Here is a 22,443-nt window from a genome sequence, read left to right as displayed (position 1 = left end):
CGCTACAGCCCCGGCAGGCAGTTGATGAACGGGATGCACGGCGGCGACGGCGGGTAGGGCGGCGGGAAGCCCTCAATGATCGTCGAGTCGGTCGGCGGACTGTTCTTGTCGAAATACCAAGGGTGACAAGTATTCCTGTCCCAGTCCGGCATGTGCTTCATGACCGGTGAGCCCGGGCACCACTGATAGGTGCAGCTGTTGGTGGGGCTGGCCCCCCGGGTTGGGTCCTGGCACACCATCGGGGCGGGCTGAGCGTGGCCGATTCCCACGGCCAAGCCCAGGCCGACGACGGCGAAGCCGCCCGACAGCACCGCACCGGCAAGCACTCGTTTCATGTTGGGAAAGGTGTTCATGGCGCCAGTGCATCCGGTCAAGGTTGCTACCGATCCCAAATCTCAGCGATTCCCGGGCACCGGCCCCTCGGCGATTTGGCCGCCGGATAGCTGGTGGTACTGGTGGCAGAGGGTCATGTCCCAGGAAATGGCGGGGTTCGAGGCCGGCAAGGCGTCCCCGGGGCACCAGTAGTGGGGTCCGCCGGACGTGGCGAACGCACCCAAGCCCCATCCGGCCGCCGCGATGCCACCCGACACCAGCGCCGCGGCAATCAGCCGCATCCAGTTCTGAGTGAGGTTCATGATCGATTCCTTTGCGCTTTCGTCGCCGCCGGCTCGCGACACTCTCTCGGTTTGTGTTGCCGACGCCGGTAGTTTCACGCGCGCCGCTTGCAGGGTCTTTGCGAGATCCTTGCGAAATTCATGCGCCGCTGACCGGGGCTTTTAGGGCTCGGCGGCATTGCCGCCCGGCCGTTGGTAAGCGCAAAATTACGGGTTGTGGTGAGCCACGTTCACCGAGATCGAAGGAGAGGCGTCATGACCCCGCCGCGAAGCTCCGAAGTTCAGCACCAGGTCATCGTCAACGCCCCGATCGAGCGCGCGTTCGCCGTCTTCACCGAACAGTTCGGCGACTTCAAACCGCGTGAGCACAACCTGCTGGCGGTCCCGATCGCCGAGACGGTGTTCGAAACTCACGCGGGCGGCCACATTTACGATCGTGGCGTGGACGGCAGCGAGTGCCGATGGGCGCGCGTGCTGGCCTGTGAGCCTCCGCACCGGCTGTTGTTCACCTGGGACATCAGTCCGTCCTGGCAACTGGAGCCCGACCAATCGCGAACCAGTGAGGTCGAGGTGCGCTTCACCGCGGAGTCCGAATCGCGCACGCGCGTCGACCTGGATCACCGCCACCTCGACCGGCACGGCCCCGGCTGGCAGACGATTGCCGACGGCGTCGACGGCGAGGCCGGATGGCCGTGGTACCTGCACCGCTACGTCGGCCTGACGGCCGCAGTACGGGAATAGTAGTCAGCCCGAACGGATCTCGACGGTGAACTCGCGGCTGCCAATGCGGATTTGATCGCCGTCGCCCAGAACAACGCTGCCCCGGATGCGCTTGCCTTGTACCTCGACTCCGTTGGTGGAGCGCAGATCGGTGATCACGAAACCGGGCCCGCTGTCGGTGATCACGGCGTGATAGCGGCTGACATCGTTGTCGTCGAGAACGATGTCGTTGTCGGTGAAGCGGCCGATCCGGATGGTGGCATTGTTCAGCCGGTACTCGCGTCCGGCCTTGTCGCGCAACAACACAACGACCGACCCGTCGACGGGAATCGCCGCGGACTCGACGGCCGGCGCGTCGACGCTGACCTTCAGGGTGGTCAGTGCCGCCCGCGTGGCGGCCGGGGGTTCCTGGCGCAGGATCCGCTCGTGCAACTCGGTGACCGTCGGCCCGGGATCGATGCCGAGCCCCTCGGCTAGCGCCGTCTTCAATCGCCGATACGCGCCGAGGGCATCGGATTGCCGCTCTGTCACGTAATAGGCGGTCATCAACTGCGCCCACAGTCGTTCCCGGTACGGATGCTCGGCGGTGATCGCCTCGAGCTCACTGATGACGGATTCCGCGCGCCCGCAGGCGATCTCGGCCTCAGCGCGGGCGGTGTGGACGGCCACCTTTTCCTCCACCAGGGCCTTGGCGAACGCGTCGACAAACCCAAACTCGCGCAAGTCGTCGAGGACCGGCCCGCGCCATTCGCTCAGCGCGGCGGACAGGTGGCTGCTGGCCTCCTCGAATCGGCCCGCGGCGGCGGCCTGGGAGCCGGCGGCCTTTGCGGTGCCGAAGCGCCCGAGGTCGCAGTCCGCGTCGGCGATGCTGAGCTGGTAACCGGGCGGGACGCTGGCCAGCATCTGGTTCGGGTCGGCCTCGGCGGTGCGCAGCAGCCGCCGCAGGTTGGACACGTGGGACTGGATGCTGATGCGCGCCGCCGGCACCGGATCCTCGTCCCACACCGCGTCGATCAACGAATCGACGGATACCGGCCGGTTGCGGTTGATCACCAGCATCGCCAACACCGCGCGCTGCTTCGGTGCGCCCAAGTTCATCCGGGTGCCATGGGCGGTCACCTGTAAGGGCCCCAACACACCGAACCCGAGACTTGAGTCCGTCATCGCAATTAATGGTTTCAGACCTGGCACCGAAATGTGCGGATCTTTGAAGGTGCCCAGCAGGTCCGCGAGACTTCCGCGCGCTAACCCGCCCGTCGCGCGGCCCCGCATCCTCACCCGACCAAGGGCCGTCGCTTACCATCGATCCCCGTGCCCCCCGACGAGCGATCGCAGCCGATCCTGCGAATAGTCGCCATCGTCGCCGGGCTCGCGGGTCTGCTGCTGTGCCTGGTCGTGCCGTTGCTCCCGGTCAGGCAGACCACGGCAACCATCGTGTGGCCGCAGGGCACCGCGGACGGGCAGATCACCCAGATCACCGCACCCCTGGTATCCGGGGCGCCGCGCGCGCTCGACATCTCCATCCCCTGCCCGGCGATCGCCACCCTGCCGGCCAGCGGCGGATTGGTGGTCTCGACGCTGCCGACGGGCGGCGTGGACCCGGGTAAGAACGGCCTGTTCGTGCGTGCCGACAAGGACGTGGTCGTCGTCGCGTTCCGGGACACGGTGGCCGCGGTGGCGAAGCGCTCGGCGATCGCTGCGGGCGCCTGCAGCGTGCTGCACGTCTGGGCCGACGCCGGCGCGGCGGGCGCGGACTTCGTCGGGATACCGGGCGCCGACGGGACCCTGCCGGCCGAGAAGAAACCGCAGGTCGGCGGCATCTTCACCGACCTGAAGGTGGCCGCCCAGCCGGGGCTGTCGGCGCGGGTCGACATCGACACCCGGTTCATCACGACGCCGACCGCGCTGAAGAAGCTGGTGATGATCGCGGGCGTGCTGGCGGTGCTGGTCGCGATCGTCGCGTTGGCCGTGCTGGACCGCCATAGCCGCGGCGGCACGCTGGTCAACTGGCGCTCCCCGATCGCCTGGCTGTCGCGTTACCGCCCCCGCGAGCAGCGGGCCTCATGGTGGCGGATCGGCTGGGCCACTTGGCTGTCCGATGTGGGCGTGATCGCGACGCTGCTGGTCTGGCACATCATCGGCGCCACGTCGTCCGACGACGGCTACAACCTGACCATCGCGCGGGTGGCACCGAAGGCCGGCTACGTGGCCAACTACTACCGCTACTTCGGCACCACCGACGCGCCGTTCGACTGGTATCTCTCGGTGCTGTCCAAACTGGCGTCGGTCAGCACCGCGGGCGTGTGGATGCGGCTACCCGCCACGCTGGCCGGGATCGCCTGCTGGCTGATCATCAGCCACTGGGGACTGCGCCGGCTGGGCCCCGGGAAGGGTGGCCTGGGATCCAACACGGTGGCGGTGCTGACCGGCGGCATGGTTTTCCTGGCCGCGTGGCTGCCGTTCAACAACGGCCTGCGCCCCGAGCCGCTGATCGCCCTCGGCGTGATCGTCACCTGGATGCTGGTGGAGCGCGCGATCGGACTGCAGCGGCTGGCTCCCGCCGCGGTGGCCATCGTGGTCGCGATGCTCACCGTGACGCTCGCTCCGCAGGGCTTGATCGCCGTCGCCGCGCTGCTGACCGGCGCCCGGGCCATCGCGACGATCATCCGGCGCCGCCGGGCAACCGACGGACTCCTGGCCCCACTGGCCGTGCTGGCGGCGTCGCTATCGCTGATCCTGGTGGTGGTGTTCCGCAGCCAGACGCTGGCGACAATCGCCGAGTCGGCCCGGATCAAATACAAGGTCGGGCCGACGATCGCCTGGTACCAGGATTGGCTGCGCTACTACTTCCTGACGGTCGAATCCAACCCGGACGGATCGATGGCGCGGCGATTCGCGGTCCTGGTGCTGCTGCTGTGCCTGTTCGGCATGGTGATGGTGCTGCTGCGCCGCGGCCGGGTGCCCGGGCTGGCCAGCGGTCCGGCCTGGCGCCTGATCGGCACCACCGCGCTCGGCCTGCTGCTGCTGACATTCACGCCGACGAAGTGGGCGGTGCAGTTCGGCGCGTTCGCCAGTCTGGCCGGCGCGCTCGGCGCGGTCACCGCCTTCGCGTTGGCCCGGATCGGTCTGCACAGCCGGCGCAACCTGACGCTCTATGTGACGGCGCTGCTGTTCGTGCTGGCGGTGGCCACGTCGGGCATCAACGGCTGGTTCTACGTCGGCAACTACGGGGTGCCGTGGTTCGACATTCAGCCCGTCGTCGCCAGCCACCCGGTGACGTCGATGTTCCTGGCGCTCTCGATCGCGGCCGGACTGCTGGCCGCCTGGCAGCACTTCCGGATGGACTACACCGGGCACACCGAGATCAAGGAGAACCGGCGTAACCGCGTGCTGGCCGCCACTCCCCTACTGGTCGTCGCGACGATCATGGTCCTCGGCGAGGTCGGCTCACTGGCCAAGGGTGCGGTGTTCCGCTACCCGCTCTACACCACCGCCAAAGCCAACCTGGCCGCGCTGGAGTCCGGGCTGTCGCCGACCAGTTGCGCGATGGCCGACGACGTGCTGACCGAGCCAGACCCCAATGTTGGTCTGCTGCAACCGGTTCCGGGACAGACGTTCGGACCGGACGGCCCGCTCGGCGGGAGTAACCCGGTCGGGTTCAAACCGGACGGGGTGGGCGACGACCTGAGGTCGTATCCGGTGGTGACCAAGCCGGGGGTGGTGAATTCCGACGCCTCACCGAACAAACCCAACGCCGCGATGAGTGACTCCGCGGGCACGGCCGGCGGGAAGGGCCCGATCGGGGTGAACGGATCGAACGTGGCACTGCCCTTCGGTCTCGACCCGGCCCGCACGCCGGTGATGGGTAGCTACGGCGAGAATTCGCTGGCGGCCACCGCGACCTCGTCCTGGTACCAGTTGCCGCCACGAAGGCCCGACCGGCCAGTGGTGGTGGTCTCCGCCGCGGGCGCCATCTGGTCGTACAAGGAGGACGGCACCTTCACCTACGGGCAGTCGCTGAAACTGCAGTGGGGTGTCACCCGCCCCGATGGGACCACCCAGCCGCTCGCGGAGGTGCAGCCCATCGACATCGGGCCCGAGCCGGCGTGGCGCAATCTGCGGTTTCCGCTGACGTGGGCGCCGCCGGAGGCCAACGTGGCTCGCATCGTGGCTTACGACCCGAACCTGAGTGAGGATCAGTGGTTCGCGTTCACGCCGCCGCGCGTCCCGGTGCTGCAGACCCTGCAGCAATTGATGGGCTCGCAGACGCCCGTGCTGATGGACATCGCCACCGCCGCGAACTTCCCGTGCCAGCGGCCGTTCTCCGAACACCTCGGCGTTGCCGAACTCCCCGGCTACCGCATCCTGCCCGACCACAAGCAGACGGCGTCGTCATCGAACGGGTGGGAGGCCAGCGAGACCGGCGGGCCGTTCCTGTTCACCCAAGTGATGCTCCGGACGACGACGATCTCGACCTACCTGCGCGGCGACTGGTATCGCGACTGGGGATCGGTCGAGCAGTATTCCCCGCTGGTGCCGAGTGATCAGGCGCCGAATGCCGTGATCGAACAGGGTGTGATGACCGTGAACGGCTGGAGCCGCCAGGGACCGATTCGGGCGCTGCCATGAGCGTCGTCGTCGACAGACCAGCCGTAGCTGCCCCCCGCGACGACGTCCGGGTCACCCGGTGGGTCGCCACGATCGCCGGGCTGATCGGCTTCGTGTTGTCGGTCGCGACACCACTACTGCCCGTCGTGCAGACCACCGCAATGCTGAACTGGCCGCAGAGTGGCCAACTGAATAGCGTTACGGCCCCGCTCATTTCACTGAGCCCGGTCGACGTGACGGCCACCGTGCCGTGCGACGCGGTGCACGGCCTGCCGCCCGAGGGCGGCGTGGTGCTGAGCACCGCGCCCAAGAAGGGTAAGGACGCGGCGCTCAACGCGTTGTTCGTCGTCGTCAACGCCAAGCGCGTCGACGTCACCGACCGCAATGTGGTGATCGCCAGCGCGTCACGCGAGCAGGTCGAGTCCGCGCAATGTCAGCGCATCGAGATAACCTCCACGCGCGCCGGCACTTTCGCCACCTTCGTCGGGTTGACCGACCCCACCGGCAAGCCGCTCGGCGGCGGTTTCCCCGACCCTAACCTGCGCCCGCAGATCGTCGGCGTGTTTACCGACCTGGCCGGTCCCGCGCCGCCCGGGCTGCGGTTCTCGGCGACCATCGACACCCGGTTCTCCACCACTCCAACAACATTGAAGCTGCTGGCGATGGTCGGCGCCATCCTGGCCACGATCGTTTCGCTGGTCGCGCTGTGGCGACTGGACCAGCTCGACGGGCGCCGGATGCACCGGCTGATCCCGACTCGCTGGAAAAAGTTCACCCTCGCCGACGCCGCGGTCATCTTCGGATTCGTGCTGTGGCATGTGATCGGGGCGAACTCGTCTGACGACGGCTACATCCTGGGCATGGCCCGGGTCGCCGACCGCGCCGGCTACATGTCGAACTACTTCCGCTGGTTCGGCAGCCCGGAGGACCCGTTCGGTTGGTACTACAACCTGCTGGCGCTGATGACCCACGTCAGCGACGCCAGCCTGTGGATGCGGCTGCCGGACCTGGTCGCCGGGCTGGTCTGCTGGCTGCTGCTGTCGCGTGAGGTGCTGCCCCGGTTGGGGCCCGCGGTGACGTCGAGCAAGGCCGCGAACTGGGCGGCGGGCCTGGTGCTACTCACCGCGTGGATGCCGTTCGACAACGGGCTGCGGCCCGAGCCCATCATCGCGGTCGGCTCGCTGATCACCTACGTGCTGATCGAGCGCTCGATGTGCGCGTCCCGGCTGACCCCGGCGGCACTGGCGGTGGTCACCGCGGCATTCACGCTGGGCGTGCAGCCCACCGGTCTGATCGCGGTGGCCGCGCTGGTCGCCGGTGGCCGACCGATCCTGCGGATTCTGGTGCGACGGCATCGGCTGGTCGGGACCTGGCCGCTGGTGGCCCCGATACTGGCCGCCGGATTCGTCATCCTCACCGTGGTGTTCGCCGACCAGACGTTGTCAACGGTGTTGGAAGCCACCAGGATTCGTACCGATATCGGGCCGAGCCAGGCGTGGTACACCGAGAACCTGCGCTACTACTATCTGATCCTGCCCACCGTCGACGGCTCGCTGTCCCGCCGGTTCGGCTTCCTGATCACCGCGCTGTGCTTGTTCACGTCGCTGTTCATCATGTTGCGGCGCAAGCGAGTTCCCGGAGTAGCGCGTGGGCCGGCGTGGCGGCTGATGGGCGTCATCTTCGGCACCATGTTCTTCCTGATGTTCACCCCGACCAAGTGGGTGCACCACTTCGGGCTGTTCGCCGCGGTGGGCGCGGCGATGGCCGCCCTGACGACAGTGCTGGTGTCGCCGAAGGTGCTGCGCTGGTCGCGCAACCGGATGGCATTCCTGGCGGCGGTGATGTTCGTGCTGGCGCTGTGCTTCGCCACCACCAACGGTTGGTGGTACGTCTCGAGCTACGGCGTCCCGTTCAACAGCTCGATGCCGAAGGTCGGCGGAATCTCAATCAGCACAATCTTTTTCGCACTCTTCGCGATCACCGCTGTGTACGCGGCCTGGCTACACTTCGCGGACCCGAGCCATGGCGAGGGCAGACTGGCGCGGGCGCTGACGGCAGCACCGATCCCGCTCGCGGCCGGCTTCATGGCGCTGGTGTTCGTGGCGTCGATGGTGGCCGGGATCGTGCGTCAGTACCCCACCTACTCCAATGCCTGGGACAACCTGCGCGAGTTCAGCGGCGGCTGCGGACTGGCCGACGACGTACTCGTCGAGCCGGACAGCAACGCCGGCTTCATGACGCCCTATCCCGGCAGTTACAGCCCGCTGGGTGCGCTGGGCGGAATCGACCCAACGGGGTTCAGCCCCAACGGCGTCCCGGACCGCACGCTGGCCGAAGCGGTCCGGGAGACGGCCGTGCCGCAACCCGGTACCGACTACGACTGGTACGGGCCGACCAAGCTGTCCGCGCCGGGTATCAACGGGTCACTACTCCCGCTGCCCTACGGCCTCGACCCCAAGAAGGTTCCGGTGGCCGGCAGCTACACCAGCGGCGCACAACAGCAGAGCAGGCTCACCTCGGCGTGGTATCAGCTGCCGAAACCCGACTCCGGGCATCCGCTCGTGGTGGTGACCGCCGCCGGCACGATCGCCGGCAACAGCATCCTGCACCACCACACCAACGGGCAGACCGTGGAATTGGAATTCGGCATGCCCGGACCCGACGGCTCCGTGCTGCCGGGCGGTCGCCTGGTGCCCTACGACCTCTACGGAGAGCAACCGAAGGTGTGGCGCAATCTGCGCTTCGCGCGCTCGCAGATGCCTGCCGATTCGATCGCGGTGCGAGTGGTCGCCGAGGACCTGTCCCTGACGGCGGACGACTGGATCGCGCTGACCCCGCCGCGGGTACCGGAACTGCGTTCCCTACAGGAGTACGTCGGCTCGACGCAGCCGGTGCTGATGGACTGGGCGGTCGGGCTGGCATTCCCGTGCCAGCAGCCGATGCTGCACGTCAACGGCGTCACCGAGATCCCGAGGTTCCGCATCACGCCGGACTACAACGCGAAGAAGCAGGACACCGACACCTGGCAAGACGGCGTCAACGGCGGCCTGCTGGGCATCACCGACTTGCTGCTGCGCGCGCACGTGATGTCGACCTACCTGTCCCATGACTGGGGCCGCGACTGGGGCTCACTGCGTCGGTTCGAGACCATCGCCGACGCTCAGCCCGCCCAACTCGACTTGGGCACGGCGACCCGCACCGGATGGTGGTCACCCGGTCAGATCCGGATCAAGCCCTAATCGCCCGTGCGCGTGTAGGTTTCGTCGTACGCTTGACGAGGGCATCTGACGCCTGACCCCGGTGACACATTGTCGTAACCGTGCGCGATGAGCGACGTGATGGGGTTCTGCGGCTGCTGCGGCAGGGCCATGGTGGCGGTGTAGGTGGTCGAGAAAGTGCCGCCCGACGAGCAGTGCACGTGCGGCGACTCCTCGTTGAGAGTCCATGTCCCGTTTGCAAAGACATACGGCTCATAAGAGCCGCCCGGGGCGAGGAAGAAGCTCATGCACCGATCACCGGTACGCAGGCAGTCGGTTCGCACACCGTAGTTGTTCACACCCGTCTTGTAACCGTCCGCGTATGTCGTTTGAAAGTCGTATCTGCCGTGCAGCGCTTCTGCCGGTGACACCACGCGTGGGTCGAGGTGAGTGGGGTCAGGCAGCTGCGAGATATCGGCATCGCCTTTTCGGGTGAACGTCACGTTCCGTTTCATGAAGCACCCGCCGGCCGAAGCCCGGGTCGATTCGCCGGACAGCGTCCCGTCCGGCTGTGGGGCCAGCGAGATCACATTCCACGCTTCGTCATTGGGGTTTCCGCAATCGATATGCGATAGGCCGACTTCGAGCCAGCGGCCACCAACGCTGTCGAAAACCATGCTGGAAACGTCGGCGTGATCACCGCCCGTCGCCGTGGCGACGCAGCCATTGGCACTACATGCCGAACGAAATTGCCACGGTTCCGTCCATGGCTTCGCTTCGACCTCCGTGTCCGGGTCGCCGCCGCCCAGGTATGCCTGATCCATGTGCACGGTGAACGTTCCGGTCAGCGGGCCGGTGTCGGCGGGCGGGGCGGGCACGACCATGGCCGACGACGCCTGCGTCGTGCCACCGTGCTGGCTGGTGTCGATCAGGACGATCGCGGCGACAACCGCAATGACCGCGACGACGGCGACGCTCGACAAGACAATCAGCCGGCGTTTGCGGGATTTCTTTGGGCCCGCAGACTTCTGATCGTCCTGCTGCTGCCCTTCGCCGGTGGGACTGCTGGGAACAGGTGTGCCCGACCAGTACGCGCGATATTCAACGAGAGAGTCGGATTGCGGTCCATATGCTGGGTAATCCAGCACCGGGGCAGATCCCCCGGCCGCCGGGGGAATGTCCTTGGCGACGGTGACGCCGCCGTCATCTTCGACGACCGTCACGGCGCCGCCGCCACTGACCACGACCGTCACCGCGACAACGCGTTGGGTGAGGTTGTCGAAGGCCTGCCACGTTTCGCCCTTGTCACTGCGGCCGACGCATTCCAGCAATCGGTAGCGCGAGGTTGCGTCCTGCACGACACCTCCCGGTGACCTGTCGGCGACCCCCTGTTACCAGGAACGATAAACCGAGTCCGGCTCCGTGATGGCAAAAAGTCGGTCATTCGCGTAGGGCGCGGCCGCGGGTGCGGTGCGTCGCTGCTCGTAACGCGGACAAACTTGCCGCCCGATTCGACCGACTGAATTAATTAGTCATCGGTTGAATAACCGGGCATCAATTGACGTTTGAGTAATTCAATGCAATTGGTTTAATTCGGGCGAAGAAAGGTCAATATCTACTCCGCTGTGATGCAGCTAACCCAGGGGAGGAACAGTGACTCGATGCACACGTGCAGGCGTATAGCGGCATGGGGGGCGGCATGTGCGACGGTAGCGACCGCGGGAACCGCGGTGGCCGGGGCCGAATCCGGAACAGTTGTCGTTCTGGATAGCAAGCTTCGGCGGTGCGATTTCAGCCTGGTGAGCACCGTGCCGATGGTGCCGCGGTCCGCTCTGGGCACCGGCCAGGTCATCGTTCGTTCGTCGGGGGGCAAAGCGATCGCGGAGGTGCAGCTGTCCGACGGACCCGCCCCGGGAACCCATTTCGACGTGGGCCTGATTCAGGAACCTCGGCCGGCGGCGGGCAATTGCGGCCCCGGAGATCCGGGCACCGCCTTTTCCGGTTTGGACACCGATGCGGCAGGCGGCGGAGCGGTGACCGTTTCGGACAATATCCGGCCGGGCACGACGGGCGTGTGGGTAATTATCGAGCGCCCGAATCCGAATTCCCAAAACCCGGCCGAGTACTACACGTCGGAGTTTGTCGCGCCGGTATAAGACCAGCCCGTCGGCGCCGCGTCTTCACCCGGCGTCCCGGCTGTAATACCGTCGCGGCATGAGCGACTACGACGTAGAGGCCGTGGACCGGCTGCCCTTCTCCACCCCGGAGAAGTCGCAGCGCTACCAGACGGACAACTACACCGGCGCGGTCGGCCTGAACTGGTATCTGAGCGACCCCACGCTGCGGTTCACGATGGCCTACTACCTGCGGCCCGACGAATTAGCAGTCGTAGAGCCACATTTGACCGGCATCGGTGAATTGATGGGCGGGCCGGTGGCCCGCTGGGCCGACGAGACGGACCGCAACCCACCGCGGCTGGAGCGCTACGACCGGTGGGGACACGACGTCAGCCAGGTCGTCATGCCGGCATCGTTCACGCAGTCCAAGCGCGCGGTCCTGGATGCCCAGCAGGCTCTGCGCACCGACGCGCGCGCCGCGAAAGTGAGCTCCGGGCTGGCGCTGTTCGCGTCCAACTATCTGCTCAACCAGGCCGACATCGGGATGGGCTGCGCGCTGGGCACCGGCGGCGGCATGGTCCAGTCGCTGGTGGCCGCATACGCGCCGCCCGATGTGGCCGAGCACGTGCAGGCCAAGTTCGCTTCCGGCGAGTGGGCCGGCGAGACCGCGCAGCTGTTGACCGAACGCACCGGCGGTTCCGACCTCGGCGCGCTCGAGACGACGGCCCGCCGCAGCGGCGACGCGTGGCTGCTCAACGGCTTCAAGTGGTTTGCGTCCAATTGCGCCGGGGAGGCCTTCGTGGTGATGGCCAAGCCCGAGGGGGCACCCGACTCCACCCGCGGCATCGCCAACTTCCTGGTGCTGCGCACCCGCCGCGACGGTTCGCGCAACGGGGTGCGGGTGCGGCGGTTGAAGGACAAGCTCGGCACCCGCTCGGTGGCCTCGGGCGAGGTCGAGTTCGTCGACGCCGAGGCGTTCCTGCTGTCCGGCGAACCCAGCGGCGACTCGGGCCCGTCCGACGGCAAGGGCCTGGGCCGGATGATGGAGCTGACCAACGCCGCGCGCCTCGGCATCGCCTTGTTCGGGCTCGGTAATGCGCGCCGCGCTTTGGTCGAGTCGCTGTGCTACGCGCGGCAGCGGCAGGCGTTCGGTGGTGCGCTGATCGACAAGCCGCTGATGCGGCGCAAGCTGGCCGAACTGATCGTCGACGTCGAAGCCGCGCAGGCAATGGTTTTCGACGGCACCGGAGCGGCCAACCATCGCCAGCCGCGCAGCGTGCGGCAGCGCATCGCGGTGCCCGTCACCAAACTCAAGGTGTGCCGGCTGGGGATCACCGCGGCCTCGGATGCGATCGAAATCCACGGCGGCAACGGCTATATCGAGACGTGGCCGGTGGCGCGGCTGCTGCGCGACGCGCAAGTGAACACGATTTGGGAGGGCCCCGACAACATCCTGTGCCTTGACGTGCGACGCGGCATCGAGCAGACGCAGGCGCACGAGACATTGCTGGCCCGGCTGCACGACGCGGTGTCGGTCGCCGACGACGACGAAACCACGGCCCTGGTGGCCCGCCGCATCGAGGACCTCGACGCCGCGGTGACGGCCTGGACCAAACTCGACAGCACCGTCGCCGAGGCACGGCTCTTCCCGTTGGCCCAATTCATGGGCGACGTCTACGCGGGGGCGTTGCTGATCGAGCAGGCGGCCTGGGAGCGGGAGAATCGTGGCGGTGAGCGCAAGGCGCTGGTGGCCGCGCTGTACGCGCAACGCTACCTCGCCGACCGTGGACCGCTACGCGGCATCGATGCCGACTCCGAGGCCGCGCTGGAGCGCTTCGACGAGTTGGCGGACGGGGCGCTGGCGCGATGAGGCGGCTGCGCATAGTCCTCGCAATTGTGTTGGCGCTCTTCGTATTCACGTCCGGAAACGTCGCCAACGCGGTCGTCGAACAGGACGTCGTTGCCAGCCTCAGCACGACCAACCCCAATGTCCCGGTGGGGGTGGCGTTCGGCCGGCACGCGGCCATCTACCAATTGGCGCGCGACGACCCGAATTTCACGGCGTGGCTGGCGATCCTGCAACGCAGCCTGACGAACGGCACTCCGGTGCGGTTCGACTACGACGTGGTGGGACCGCGGCTCACGCTGGTCGAGCCCGCCCAATAGCCGATCACATCAGGTGTGAATCGAAGGGCTAGAGCGGAAGCAGGCTGTGCTTGCGTCCGACGCGGAACCATAATTGCTTGTCCCGCAACAGGTGCAGCGAACGGCGGATCAGCAGCCGGGTGTCGTGCGGGTCGATGACCGAGTCGATGAACCCGCGCTCGGCGGCCGTCCACGGGATCGCCATGTTGAGGTTGTAGCCCTCGATGAAGTCCTTCTTGATCTGCTGCGCTTCGGGCGTGGTGGGGTCCGGGAAGCGTTTCATCAGCAGCTGCGCGGCTCCCTCGGCGCCGATCACCGCGATGCGCGCGGTGGGCCAGGCGTAGTTGAAGTCGGCGGTCAGCTGCCGGGAGCCCATCACGGCGTAGGCGCCGCCGTAGGACTTGCGGATCGTGATAGTCACCTTCGGTACGTCGGCCTCCACCACGGCGGACAGGAACCGGCCACCGCGCTTGATGATCCCGTTCTTCTCCTGCTCGGCACCGGGCAGGAATCCCGGCGTGTCCACCACGAAGACCAGCGGGATCTCGAAAATATCGCAGAACCGGATGAAACGGGTTGCCTTGTCGGAGGCTTCGTTGTCGATCGAGCCGGCCAGGTACATGGGCTGGTTGGCGACCACGCCCACCGGATATCCGTCGACCCGGGCGAACCCGGTGATGATGGCCGGCCCGTGCTGCGCGGCGACGTCGAGGAAGTCGCCGTCGTCGAAGATCCGCAACAGGATCTCGTGCATGTCGTAGGCCGCGTTGTCCGAATCCGGAATTATCGTGTCCAGTTCCAGGTCGGTCGGCGTGATCTCCGGTTCCAGCCCAGGGTTCACGATGGGCGGCTTGTCGAAGATGTTGGACGGCAGGAATGACAAGAAGTCGCGCACGTACTGGAAGGCCTCGGCCTCGGAGTCGACGACCTGATGAATATTGCCGTAGCGGGCCTGGGCATCCGCGCCACCCAACTCGTCGAGGGTGACTTCCTCCCCGGTGACTTCCCGGATCACGTCCGGCCCGGTGACGAAGAAGTAGCCCTGATCGCGCACCGCGACGAGCAGATCGTCCTGGATCGGCGAATACACCGCTCCCCCAGCACATTTGCCGAAGATGAGGGAGATCTGCGGCACAATGCCGGACAGCGCCTCGTGCCGGCGGCCCAGCTCGGCGTACCACGCCAGCGAGGTGACCGCGTCCTGAATGCGGGCACCACCCGAATCCTGGATGCCGACGATCGGGCACCCGACCATCGCGCACCACTCCATCAGCCGGGCCACCTTGCGGCCGAACATCTCGCCGACGGTGCCCTGGAACACGGTCTGGTCGTGGGAGAACACCCCGACCGGCCGGCCGTCGATCAGGCCGTGGCCGGTGACGCAGCCGTCACCGTAGAGCGCGTTCGGGTCGTTCGGGGTCTTGGCCAGCGCCCCGACTTCGAAGAACGTACCCGGGTCCAGCAGCGAGTGGATGCGGGCGCGGGCACTGGGGATGCCCTTCGCGTCGCGCTTGGCGGCGGCCTTCTCGCCGCCGGGCTCCTTGGCCAGTTCCAGGCGAGCATTGAGCTCGGCCAGCTTCTCGGCGGTCGTGTGTGCGCGAGAAGGAACTTCACCCGTCACTACTTGCCTACCTCACTTGTCCGGCGGTGCTCTGCGGAGACCGTGTCCAACGCCTCGCTCATATGCGCACCGACCTTGGCGATGATCGGCTCGTCGATGGCCTGGATGTGCTCGCCACCGATCGGCACGACCTCGAGGTCGGCCACATACTCGCCCCAACCGCCGTCCGGCTTACGGACGGCGTATCGCGGCTCGAACATGATCGCGTCGTCATGGTAGCGATCGGCCATATACAGGGTCACATGCCCGTCGTAAGGCTGGATCTCGGCGGTGTCGATCGCGCGGTTGTCCAGGTACGACGTGCGCTGGTGCTCGATGATTCCGGCCGGAATTTGCACCCCGCTCTGGCTGACGGCCTCCAGCACGAACCGGATCTGACCCTCGTCGTCGAGCTCCTCGAGCTGCTCGTAGGGGATCGCCGGGATGGTGACCTGGAAGGTCTTCTCGGCGAAGCGGGCGTAGCGGTCCCAGCGCTTGCGGACCTCCTCCTTGGTCTGCGGCACCTCTTCGCCGGCGCGCACCGCGTCGATCAGACCCACCCAGGCGACGTCCTTGCCCATCTTCTTGAGTCCGATCGCGCACGCGTAGGCCAGCACACCGCCCAGCGACCAGCCGGCCAGGATGTAGGGCCCATCGCCCTGCAGCTCGATCAGCTTCGGAACGTATTGCGCCGCACGCTCTTCGATCGTGCCCTCGACGCGCTCCAGGCCGTACATCGGCGTGTCCGCGGGCAAGCGGTTGAGCAGCGGTTCGTACACCACGGTCGACCCGCCGGCCGGGTGGAAGACGAACACCGGCACCTTCGAGTCGTCGTCGGGACGCGCCCGCAGCGTGCGGACGAACCCGTCGACCACGCCGGCCTCCAGGTACTGGCGGACCTTCTCGGCCAGCGCTTCGATGTTCTCCGAGGTAAGCACGTCCTCGGCGCTGATCGGTCCCCCGGCGCGCTCGGAAAGCCGCTCCGCCATCTTGGCGGCACTGGCGTCGTCCAGCTTGGGCAGCGTGTTGAAGATGCCGCCCGGCGATTTGCCCGTGACGATCGCCCAGGTGGCGAAGGTGACCCGCTCGGCGGCATCGCGCGGCGGCACGTCGGAGTTCAGCGCCTTGGCGACGGTCTCCTGGCTGAGCGCCTCGGCCGCGCCGGCCAGATTCGGCTTGGCGCCATTGCCGTTCGGGCCGGACGGATCCGTCGGCGGCGGCGGAATCGGTGTATCCGACGGCGGCGGGCCCTGAGGCTCCGGATCGACCGCTGGGACAACGGATTCCGGCGGCGCGCCGCTGAGCAATCCGGCCTGCACCCGGGCGATCTCCTCGTCGGTCTGCGTCCGTTGGTGCTCGTGCAGCTGCTCGACCTCGTCGCGGTGCTCGAGCGCGTACTCGATCAGCTTCTCGACGTTGTAGAGGTTGGCGTCGCGCACCGCCGTCAATTGGATTGGCGGCAGGTCGAAGTCGTACTCGACGCGGTTCTTGATCCGCACCGCCATCAGCGAGTCCAGGCCCAGCTCGATCAGCGGCACCTCCCACGGCAGGTCCTCGGGCTCGTAGCCCATGGCCGCGGCCACGATCGCGCCCAGCCGCTCGGCGATGGTCTCGCCGGACTCCGGCGACCACTTGGTGAAACCGGCCGGCATGTAGCGAGTGGTCAGGCTGTCGCCCAGCGTTTCGGCGCCGTCATCCGCGACGAACTCGTCGGCAACCGGCGCCGCGACCGGGCTGGCCACCGAGGTCTCACCCGTGATCGCCGTGCCGACGCCAACCGCGGCCGGCAACACCGATGCCGAACCACCCCGGGCGACCAGCGCGTCGTAGACCAGCGTGAACGACTCGTCGATGCGGGCATGCACCTGCACCGCCGCGCCGCCGGGGTGACGTGTCAGCGTCGTCACCAAACGGGCACCCAGGCCCGGCACCGCCCGCTGCTCCGAGGCCGTCAGCTGGGCGTCCGGCAACACCGTCGTCGCGGCGGAGCGCACCAGCGCGGCGAGGTCGGTCGTCTCCCGGGGTGCGTACTCCCACACGTGGCGACCGTCCGGCAGCGCGACATGGTTGCCGGGCATCAGGATTGAGCTGTCGCCGGAGAAGTGCGCGTCGAGCCAGTGCTCTTTGCGCTTGAAGCGGGTCGGCGGGATGTTCGCGTAGTCCTGCGGCCCGTGGGCACGGCTGAACAGCGTGCGCATGTCCAGGTCGTGGCCGAACACGTAGAGCTGCGCCAGGGTCGACGTGATCGACTCGACCTCGTCCTGCTTGCGGGCCAGCGTCGGGATCAGCTGGGCATCGTGCAGACCGGCGTCCGCGGTGGTCAGACCCACCTGCATCAGCGCCACCGGGTTCGGGGCGAGCTCCAGGAATGTGGTGTGCCCGCTGTCGACCGCGTTGCGGATCCCGTGGGTGAAGTAGACGCTGTGGCGCAGCCCCTTCTTCCAGTAGTCGACGTCGTGGATCGGCTCGCTGCCCGGCTTGACGTAGCTGCCCTCGTGCACGGTCGAGTAGATCCCGGCCGTCGGGCTCATCGGCTTGATGCCCTGCAGCTCCGCGGCGAGCTCGCCGAGCAGCGGGTCCATCTGCGAGGTGTGGCTGGCGCCCTTGGTCTGGAACTTGCGGGCGAACTTGCCCTCGGATTCCGCCCGGGCGATGATCGCGTCCACCTGCTCGGGCGGACCGCCGATGACGGTCTGGGTCGGCGCGGCGTAGACGCACACCTCCAGGTCGGGGAAATCGGAGAACACCGTCTTGATCTCGTCGGCGGAGTACTCCACCAGCGCCATCAGCCGGATGAACTCACCGAACAGCATCGACTCGCCCTCACCCATCAGGTGCGAGCGCGAGCAGATCGCCCGGGTGGCGTCGCGCAACGACAATCCGCCGGCGAAGTAGGCCGACGCGGCCTCACCCAGCGACTGGCCCACCACCGCGGCGGGTTTGGCGCCGTGATGCTTGAGCAGCTCACCCAGCGCGATCTGGATCGCGAAGATGGTGACCTGAGTGGTCTCGATGCCGTAGTCCTGCGAATCGTCGAGGATCAGCTCGAGCACGGAGTAACCCAGCTCGTCCTGCACCAGGGCGTCGACCTGCTCGATCGACTCGGCGAAGACCTCGTTGCGCAAATACAGGCTCTTGCCCATCTTGCGGTGCTGCGCACCGAATCCGGCGAGCACCCACACCGGGCCGTTGGTCACCGGCCCGTCGACGCTGAACATGTTGGGCCGCTGCTTGCCCTCGGCCACCGCGCGCAAGCCCTTGATGGCTTCCTCGTGGTTGTGCGCCAGCACCACCGCGCGCGAGCGGCCGTGGTTACGCCGCGACAGCGACCGGCCGATCGACTCCAGCGACGACGCCTGGCCCTCCGGGCTTTCCATCCAGTCGGCCAGTTCGGCGGCGGCGGCCTTCTTGCGCGACGTCAAAAACGCGGACACCGCAAGGGGAATCAGCGGCGTGGTCGGCTCTGACTCCTCTTGTGCCGCAAGCTCTTCCAAGGCCGCTTGCTTGAGCTGCAGCGCCTCTTCGGTCACTTCCGGCAGGTCGGGCTCCGACTCGTCGAACACGAACTCGTCGGTGATGATGTTGCCGAAATCGTCGAACCGCAGCGAATGCCCTTCGGCCGCAGGCGCTTCCGCGAGGTCGGCTTCGGCGGCCGGCGTTACCTCGGGCCCGGTTGGGCGCTCGTAATAGTCGCGCGGCAACACCTCACGCAGGACCAGGTGCGCGTTGGCCCCACCGAAGCCGAAGCTCGACACCCCGGCCACGGCGTAGCCGCCGTATCGCGGCCAATCCGTCGCGGTATCAACGAATTTCAAGTGCATGCCATCGAAATCGATGTACGGGCTGGGCCCGGCGAAGTTGATCGACGGCGGCAGCTTGTTGTACTGCAGCGCCAGCACCACCTTGGCTATGCTGGCGATGCCGGCCGCCGATTCCAGGTGACCGATGTTGGTCTTGATCGCGCCCAGCAGCGCCGGCCGATCGGCGGGGCGGCCGCGGCCGACCACCCGACCCAGCGCCTCGGCCTCGATCGGGTCACCGAGAATGGTGCCGGTTCCGTGCGCCTCGATGTAGTCGGCGTTGCGCGGGTCGATGCCGGCGTCCTTGTACGCCCGGCGCAGCACCTCGGCCTGCGCGTCCTGGTTGGGGGCGATCAGGCCGTTGGACCGGCCGTCGTGGTTGATGGCGCTACCGGCGATGACGGCCAGGATCTGGTCGCCGTCGCGGCGAGCGTCGTCGACTCGCTTGAGCACCACCATGCCGGCGCCCTCGGAGCGGGTGTAGCCGTCGGCGTCCGACGAGAAGGACTTGATCCGGCCGTCGGGTGCCAGCACCGCGCCGATCTCGTCGAAACCGAGCGTCACCGCGGGGGTGATCAGTGCGTTGACACCGCCGGCCACCGCCACGTCGCACTCACGGTTGCGCAGCGCCTGCACCGCCTGGTGCGTCGCCACCAACGAACTCGAGCAGGCCGTGTCGACGGCGACCGAGGGGCCGCGGAAGTCGTAGAAGTACGACACCCGGTTGGCGATGATCGCGTGGGAGTTACCGGTGATCGCATAGGGGTGCGCGAGGGTCGGGTCCGAGATGGCCAGGAAGCCATAGTCGGCGTTGGTGAAGCCGACATAGACACCGACGGCCTCGCCGCGCAGGCTGGACGCCGGGATGCGGGCGTGCTCGAGCGCCTCCCACGTCATTTCCAGCGCCATCCGCTGTTGCGGGTCGATGTTGTCGGCCTCGGTCTTGGCCACCGCGAAGAACTCCGAGTCAAAGCCCTTGATGTCCTTCAGGTAGCCGCCCTTGGTGCGGGCTTTCGCGATGCGCGCGGCCAGCCGGGGCTCTTCGAGGAACTCCGACCAACGACCCTCGGGCAGGTCGGTGATGGCGTCGCGGCCCTCCATCAGGGCCTGCCAGGTTTCGGCCGGGCTGTTCATATCGCCGGGCAGCCGGGTGGCCAACCCGACGATCGCGATGTCGACGCGCTCGGCCGGGCCGGGGCGCGTCCAGTCGACACCCTCGAAGTCGTCGTCGGGGCGTTCGGGCTCGCCCTCGATGATGCGGGTGGCCAGCGATTCGATGGTCGGGTGCTGGAAGGCCACCGCGACCGACAGCGTGACACCGGTCATGTCTTCGATGTCGGCGGCCATCGCCACCGCATCCCGCGATGAGAGGCCCAGCTCGACCATCGGGACCGACTCGTCGATCGCGTCGGGCGATTGGCCGACGGCCCGGCCCACCCAGTTGCGCAGCCATTGCCGCATCTCGGGGACCGTCATGTCGGTCTTCTTGGCAGGCACGTCCCCGCCAGGACCAGCAGCGGCCGCGTGGTCAGAGTTGTCCGGCAGGTCAGATTCTGTGTCAGCCATGGTTCCTGGATTCAGTCTGTTCATTGGCAAAAGCGGTCGGGGACCCAATGCCGCTGCGCAGGCTGCCGTCGAGGTAGGCGGCGCGGCAGGCACGGTGTCCGATCTTGCCGCTGGAGGTACGGGGAATCGTCCCCGACTGCACCAGCAGCAAGTCACGGACGGTAACCCCGTGACGCACGGCGATGGCCGCGCGAATGTCGTCGGCGATGGGCTGGTAGTCGAGCTTGTGCGTGCCGGCGGCACGCTCGGCGACGATCACCAACTGCTCGGAGGTGTCGTCGGGGTCGAACTTGAGCCCGGCGTGCGGATTGTCGAACACCGCTTGCGGCAGCTCGTTGGCCGGCACCGAGAAGGCGGCGACGTATCCGGTGCGCAACGCCTTGCTGGCCTCCTGCGCCGAATACTCGAGGTCCTGCGGGTAGTGATTGCGGCCGTCGATGATGACCAGGTCCTTGATGCGGCCCGCTATATAGAGGTGGCCGTTGAAGTAGGTGCCGTAGTCACCGGTGCGCACCCACAGCCCGTCGTCTTCGGCACCCTCGGCGTGCGACGCGCTGATGCGCGACTTGAGAATGTTGCGGAAGATTTCGGAGGTCTCGGCTTCCTTGCCCCAGTAGCCGGTGCCCAGGTTCTTACCGTGCAACCAGATCTCGCCGATCTGGCCGTCCGGCAACTCGCTGGCGGCATCGGGATCGACGATGACGGCCCACTCGTCGACGCCGATGACGCCGGCGGACACCTGCGCGACGGCGTTCGGCGAGTCCGCTGCCACCTCGACGAAGCGCTGCTTGTTCAGCTCTTCACGGTCGACGTGGATGACGGTGGGCGCCTCGTCCATCGGCGTGGTGGAGACGAACAGCGTCGCCTCGGCCAGCCCGTAAGACGGCTTGATCGCGGTCTTGCGCAGACCGTAGGGCTCGAACGCCTCGTAGAACTTGCGCATCGACGCCGGGGACACCGGCTCGCTGCCGTTCAGGATGCCCTTGACGTTGCTCAGGTCCAGCGGCGGCTCGTCGTCCTTGGGCAGGCCGCGGACCGCGGCGTGCTCGAAGGCGAAGTTGGGCGCGACGGTGAAGACCTCGCAATCCGGGCCGTCTTCCGGCTTGCGCGCCATCTCCCGGATCCAGCGGCCGGGTCGGCGCACGAAAGCGGCGGGCGTCATGAAGGTGAAGCTGTGGCCGAGCACCGGCGACAGCAGCGCGGTGATCAACCCCATGTCGTGGAAGAACGGCAGCCAGGACAGCCCCCGGTCGCCGTCCTTGCCTTCCAGGCCGTTGAGCACCTGCAGCACGTTGGTGGGCAGGTTCAGATGGGTGATCTGCACGCCGGTCGGGGTCCGGGTGGACCCGGAGGTGTACTGCAGGTAGGCGATCGTGTCCTCGTCGGCGTCGGGCGCTACCCAGGTGGCGGCGACCTCGTCGGGCACCGCGTCGACGGCGACGACACGCGGCCGCTCCTTGGCCGCCCGGGCCCGGATGAACTTGCGGACGCCTTCGGCGGCCTCGGTCGTGGTCAGGATCGTCGAGGGCGCGCAATCGTCGAGCACGGCGTGCAGGCGACCGACGTGACCCGGCTCGGCCGGATCGAACAACGGCACCGCGATCCGGCCGGCATACAGCGCGCCGAAGAAGGCGACGAGGTAGTCGAGGTTCTGCGGGCACAAGATGGCGATCCGGTCGCCGGGCTCGGTGACCTGCTGCAGACGCGCGCCCACGGCACGGTTGCGGGTGCTGAATTCCGACCAGACGATGTCGCGGTAGACGCCGTCGCGTTCGGTGGAGTAGTCGATGAACCGGTAGGCCAACTTGCCACCGCGAACCTTCGCCCACTTCTCAACGTGCTTGACCAAGTTCGTGTTGTCCGGGAACTTGATCTTTCCATTCACGATGAACGGGTTGTGGTAGGCCATGCCGCCCTCTCCTGTTACACACTCGCCGGTCAGCTACTCCGGCGGTCCTGGTGTCGGCGTTGCCGACAATGTCGTCTGCGCGTGGGCCGGCCTCGTACGCGGCGCAAACTTGCGCCGGTCCGTCCGAGCTGTGACCCGGTCGGGAACCGCCAAACTCTTATCGCTCT

The 22,443-nt window shown here is 67.4% G+C and carries 13 protein-coding genes; 6 read left to right on the top strand and 7 right to left on the bottom strand.

The annotated features are described in order from the left end of the window. Positions 1-2 precede the first annotated feature (2 nt). Together LMQ14_RS00675 and LMQ14_RS00670 are read right to left on the bottom strand one after the other, a co-directional pair. On the bottom strand, positions 3-353 hold the full coding sequence (locus tag LMQ14_RS00675; protein ID WP_267732967.1) for a hypothetical protein: 351 nt from the start codon (positions 351-353) through the stop codon (positions 3-5). 42 nt (positions 354-395) lie between these two features. Then, entirely contained in the window at positions 396-635 is a 240-nt protein-coding gene (locus tag LMQ14_RS00670; RefSeq protein ID WP_267732966.1) for a hypothetical protein, read from the bottom strand. Positions 636-869: 234 nt separating this feature from the next. Between LMQ14_RS00670 and LMQ14_RS00665 the strand changes: the two genes are divergently transcribed. Beyond that, a complete protein-coding gene (locus LMQ14_RS00665) occupies positions 870-1,355 on the top strand; it encodes an SRPBCC family protein (RefSeq protein ID WP_267732965.1) in 486 nt (161 codons plus the stop codon). Between the two features lie 3 nt (positions 1,356-1,358). Here LMQ14_RS00665 and LMQ14_RS00660 read toward each other — a convergent pair whose 3' ends face one another. Further along, entirely contained in the window at positions 1,359-2,498 is a 1,140-nt protein-coding gene (locus LMQ14_RS00660) for a BTAD domain-containing putative transcriptional regulator (protein WP_267732964.1), read from the bottom strand. Between the two features lie 147 nt (positions 2,499-2,645). On the opposite strand from LMQ14_RS00660, the gene LMQ14_RS00655 reads away from it, so the two are divergent. Further along, positions 2,646-5,963, top strand: a complete 3,318-nt coding sequence (locus tag LMQ14_RS00655; RefSeq protein ID WP_420714589.1) for an arabinosyltransferase domain-containing protein — start codon at positions 2,646-2,648, stop codon at positions 5,961-5,963. Then, complete coding sequence (locus LMQ14_RS00650) at positions 5,960-9,181, top strand: arabinosyltransferase domain-containing protein (protein WP_267732963.1); 3,222 nt, start codon at positions 5,960-5,962, stop codon at positions 9,179-9,181. Before LMQ14_RS00655 ends, LMQ14_RS00650 begins: the two co-directional genes overlap by 4 nt. On the opposite strand, the gene LMQ14_RS00645 is transcribed toward LMQ14_RS00650, so the two are convergent. Continuing rightward, positions 9,178-10,497 (bottom strand): hypothetical protein, encoded by a 1,320-nt coding sequence (locus LMQ14_RS00645; protein WP_267732962.1) that lies wholly within the window; start codon positions 10,495-10,497, stop codon positions 9,178-9,180. The genes LMQ14_RS00650 and LMQ14_RS00645 overlap by 4 nt on opposite strands. Before the next feature lie 441 nt (positions 10,498-10,938). On the opposite strand from LMQ14_RS00645, the gene LMQ14_RS00640 reads away from it, so the two are divergent. The 3 genes from LMQ14_RS00640 to LMQ14_RS00630 are packed head-to-tail and all read left to right on the top strand — an operon-like array spanning position 10,939 to position 13,422. After that, the gene (locus LMQ14_RS00640; RefSeq protein ID WP_267732961.1) at positions 10,939-11,295 is read left to right on the top strand and encodes a hypothetical protein; all 357 of its coding nucleotides are present in this window, start codon (positions 10,939-10,941) and stop codon (positions 11,293-11,295) included. Between the two features lie 58 nt (positions 11,296-11,353). Beyond that, on the top strand, positions 11,354-13,126 hold the full coding sequence (locus LMQ14_RS00635; protein ID WP_267732960.1) for an acyl-CoA dehydrogenase family protein: 1,773 nt from the start codon (positions 11,354-11,356) through the stop codon (positions 13,124-13,126). After that, positions 13,123-13,422: a hypothetical protein gene (locus LMQ14_RS00630; protein WP_267732959.1), complete on the top strand. Its 300-nt coding sequence runs from the start codon at positions 13,123-13,125 to the stop codon at positions 13,420-13,422. The genes LMQ14_RS00635 and LMQ14_RS00630 overlap by 4 nt, the downstream gene beginning before the upstream one ends. Before the next feature lie 28 nt (positions 13,423-13,450). On the opposite strand, the gene LMQ14_RS00625 is transcribed toward LMQ14_RS00630, so the two are convergent. From LMQ14_RS00625 to fadD32, 3 genes are all read right to left on the bottom strand, one after another. Next, positions 13,451-15,022 (bottom strand): acyl-CoA carboxylase subunit beta, encoded by a 1,572-nt coding sequence (locus tag LMQ14_RS00625; RefSeq protein ID WP_267732958.1) that lies wholly within the window; start codon positions 15,020-15,022, stop codon positions 13,451-13,453. After that, positions 15,022-20,277 carry a polyketide synthase Pks13 gene (gene pks13 / locus LMQ14_RS00620; RefSeq protein ID WP_267735720.1) on the bottom strand — a complete coding sequence of 1,752 codons (5,256 nt, stop codon included), beginning with the start codon at positions 20,275-20,277 and terminating at the stop codon, positions 15,022-15,024. The genes LMQ14_RS00625 and pks13 overlap by 1 nt, the downstream gene beginning before the upstream one ends. Before the next feature lie 82 nt (positions 20,278-20,359). Then, positions 20,360-22,276, bottom strand: coding sequence for a long-chain-fatty-acid--AMP ligase FadD32 (gene fadD32 / locus LMQ14_RS00615; protein WP_267732957.1), 1,917 nt, complete (start codon positions 22,274-22,276; stop codon positions 20,360-20,362). Positions 22,277-22,443 lie beyond the last annotated feature (167 nt).

This window comes from Mycobacterium sp. Aquia_213, assembly GCF_026625985.1.
Lineage (GTDB): Bacteria > Actinomycetota > Actinomycetes > Mycobacteriales > Mycobacteriaceae > Mycobacterium.
The sequence above is the reverse complement of the archived record's forward strand: the minus strand, read 5'-3'. Positions and strand labels throughout refer to the sequence as shown.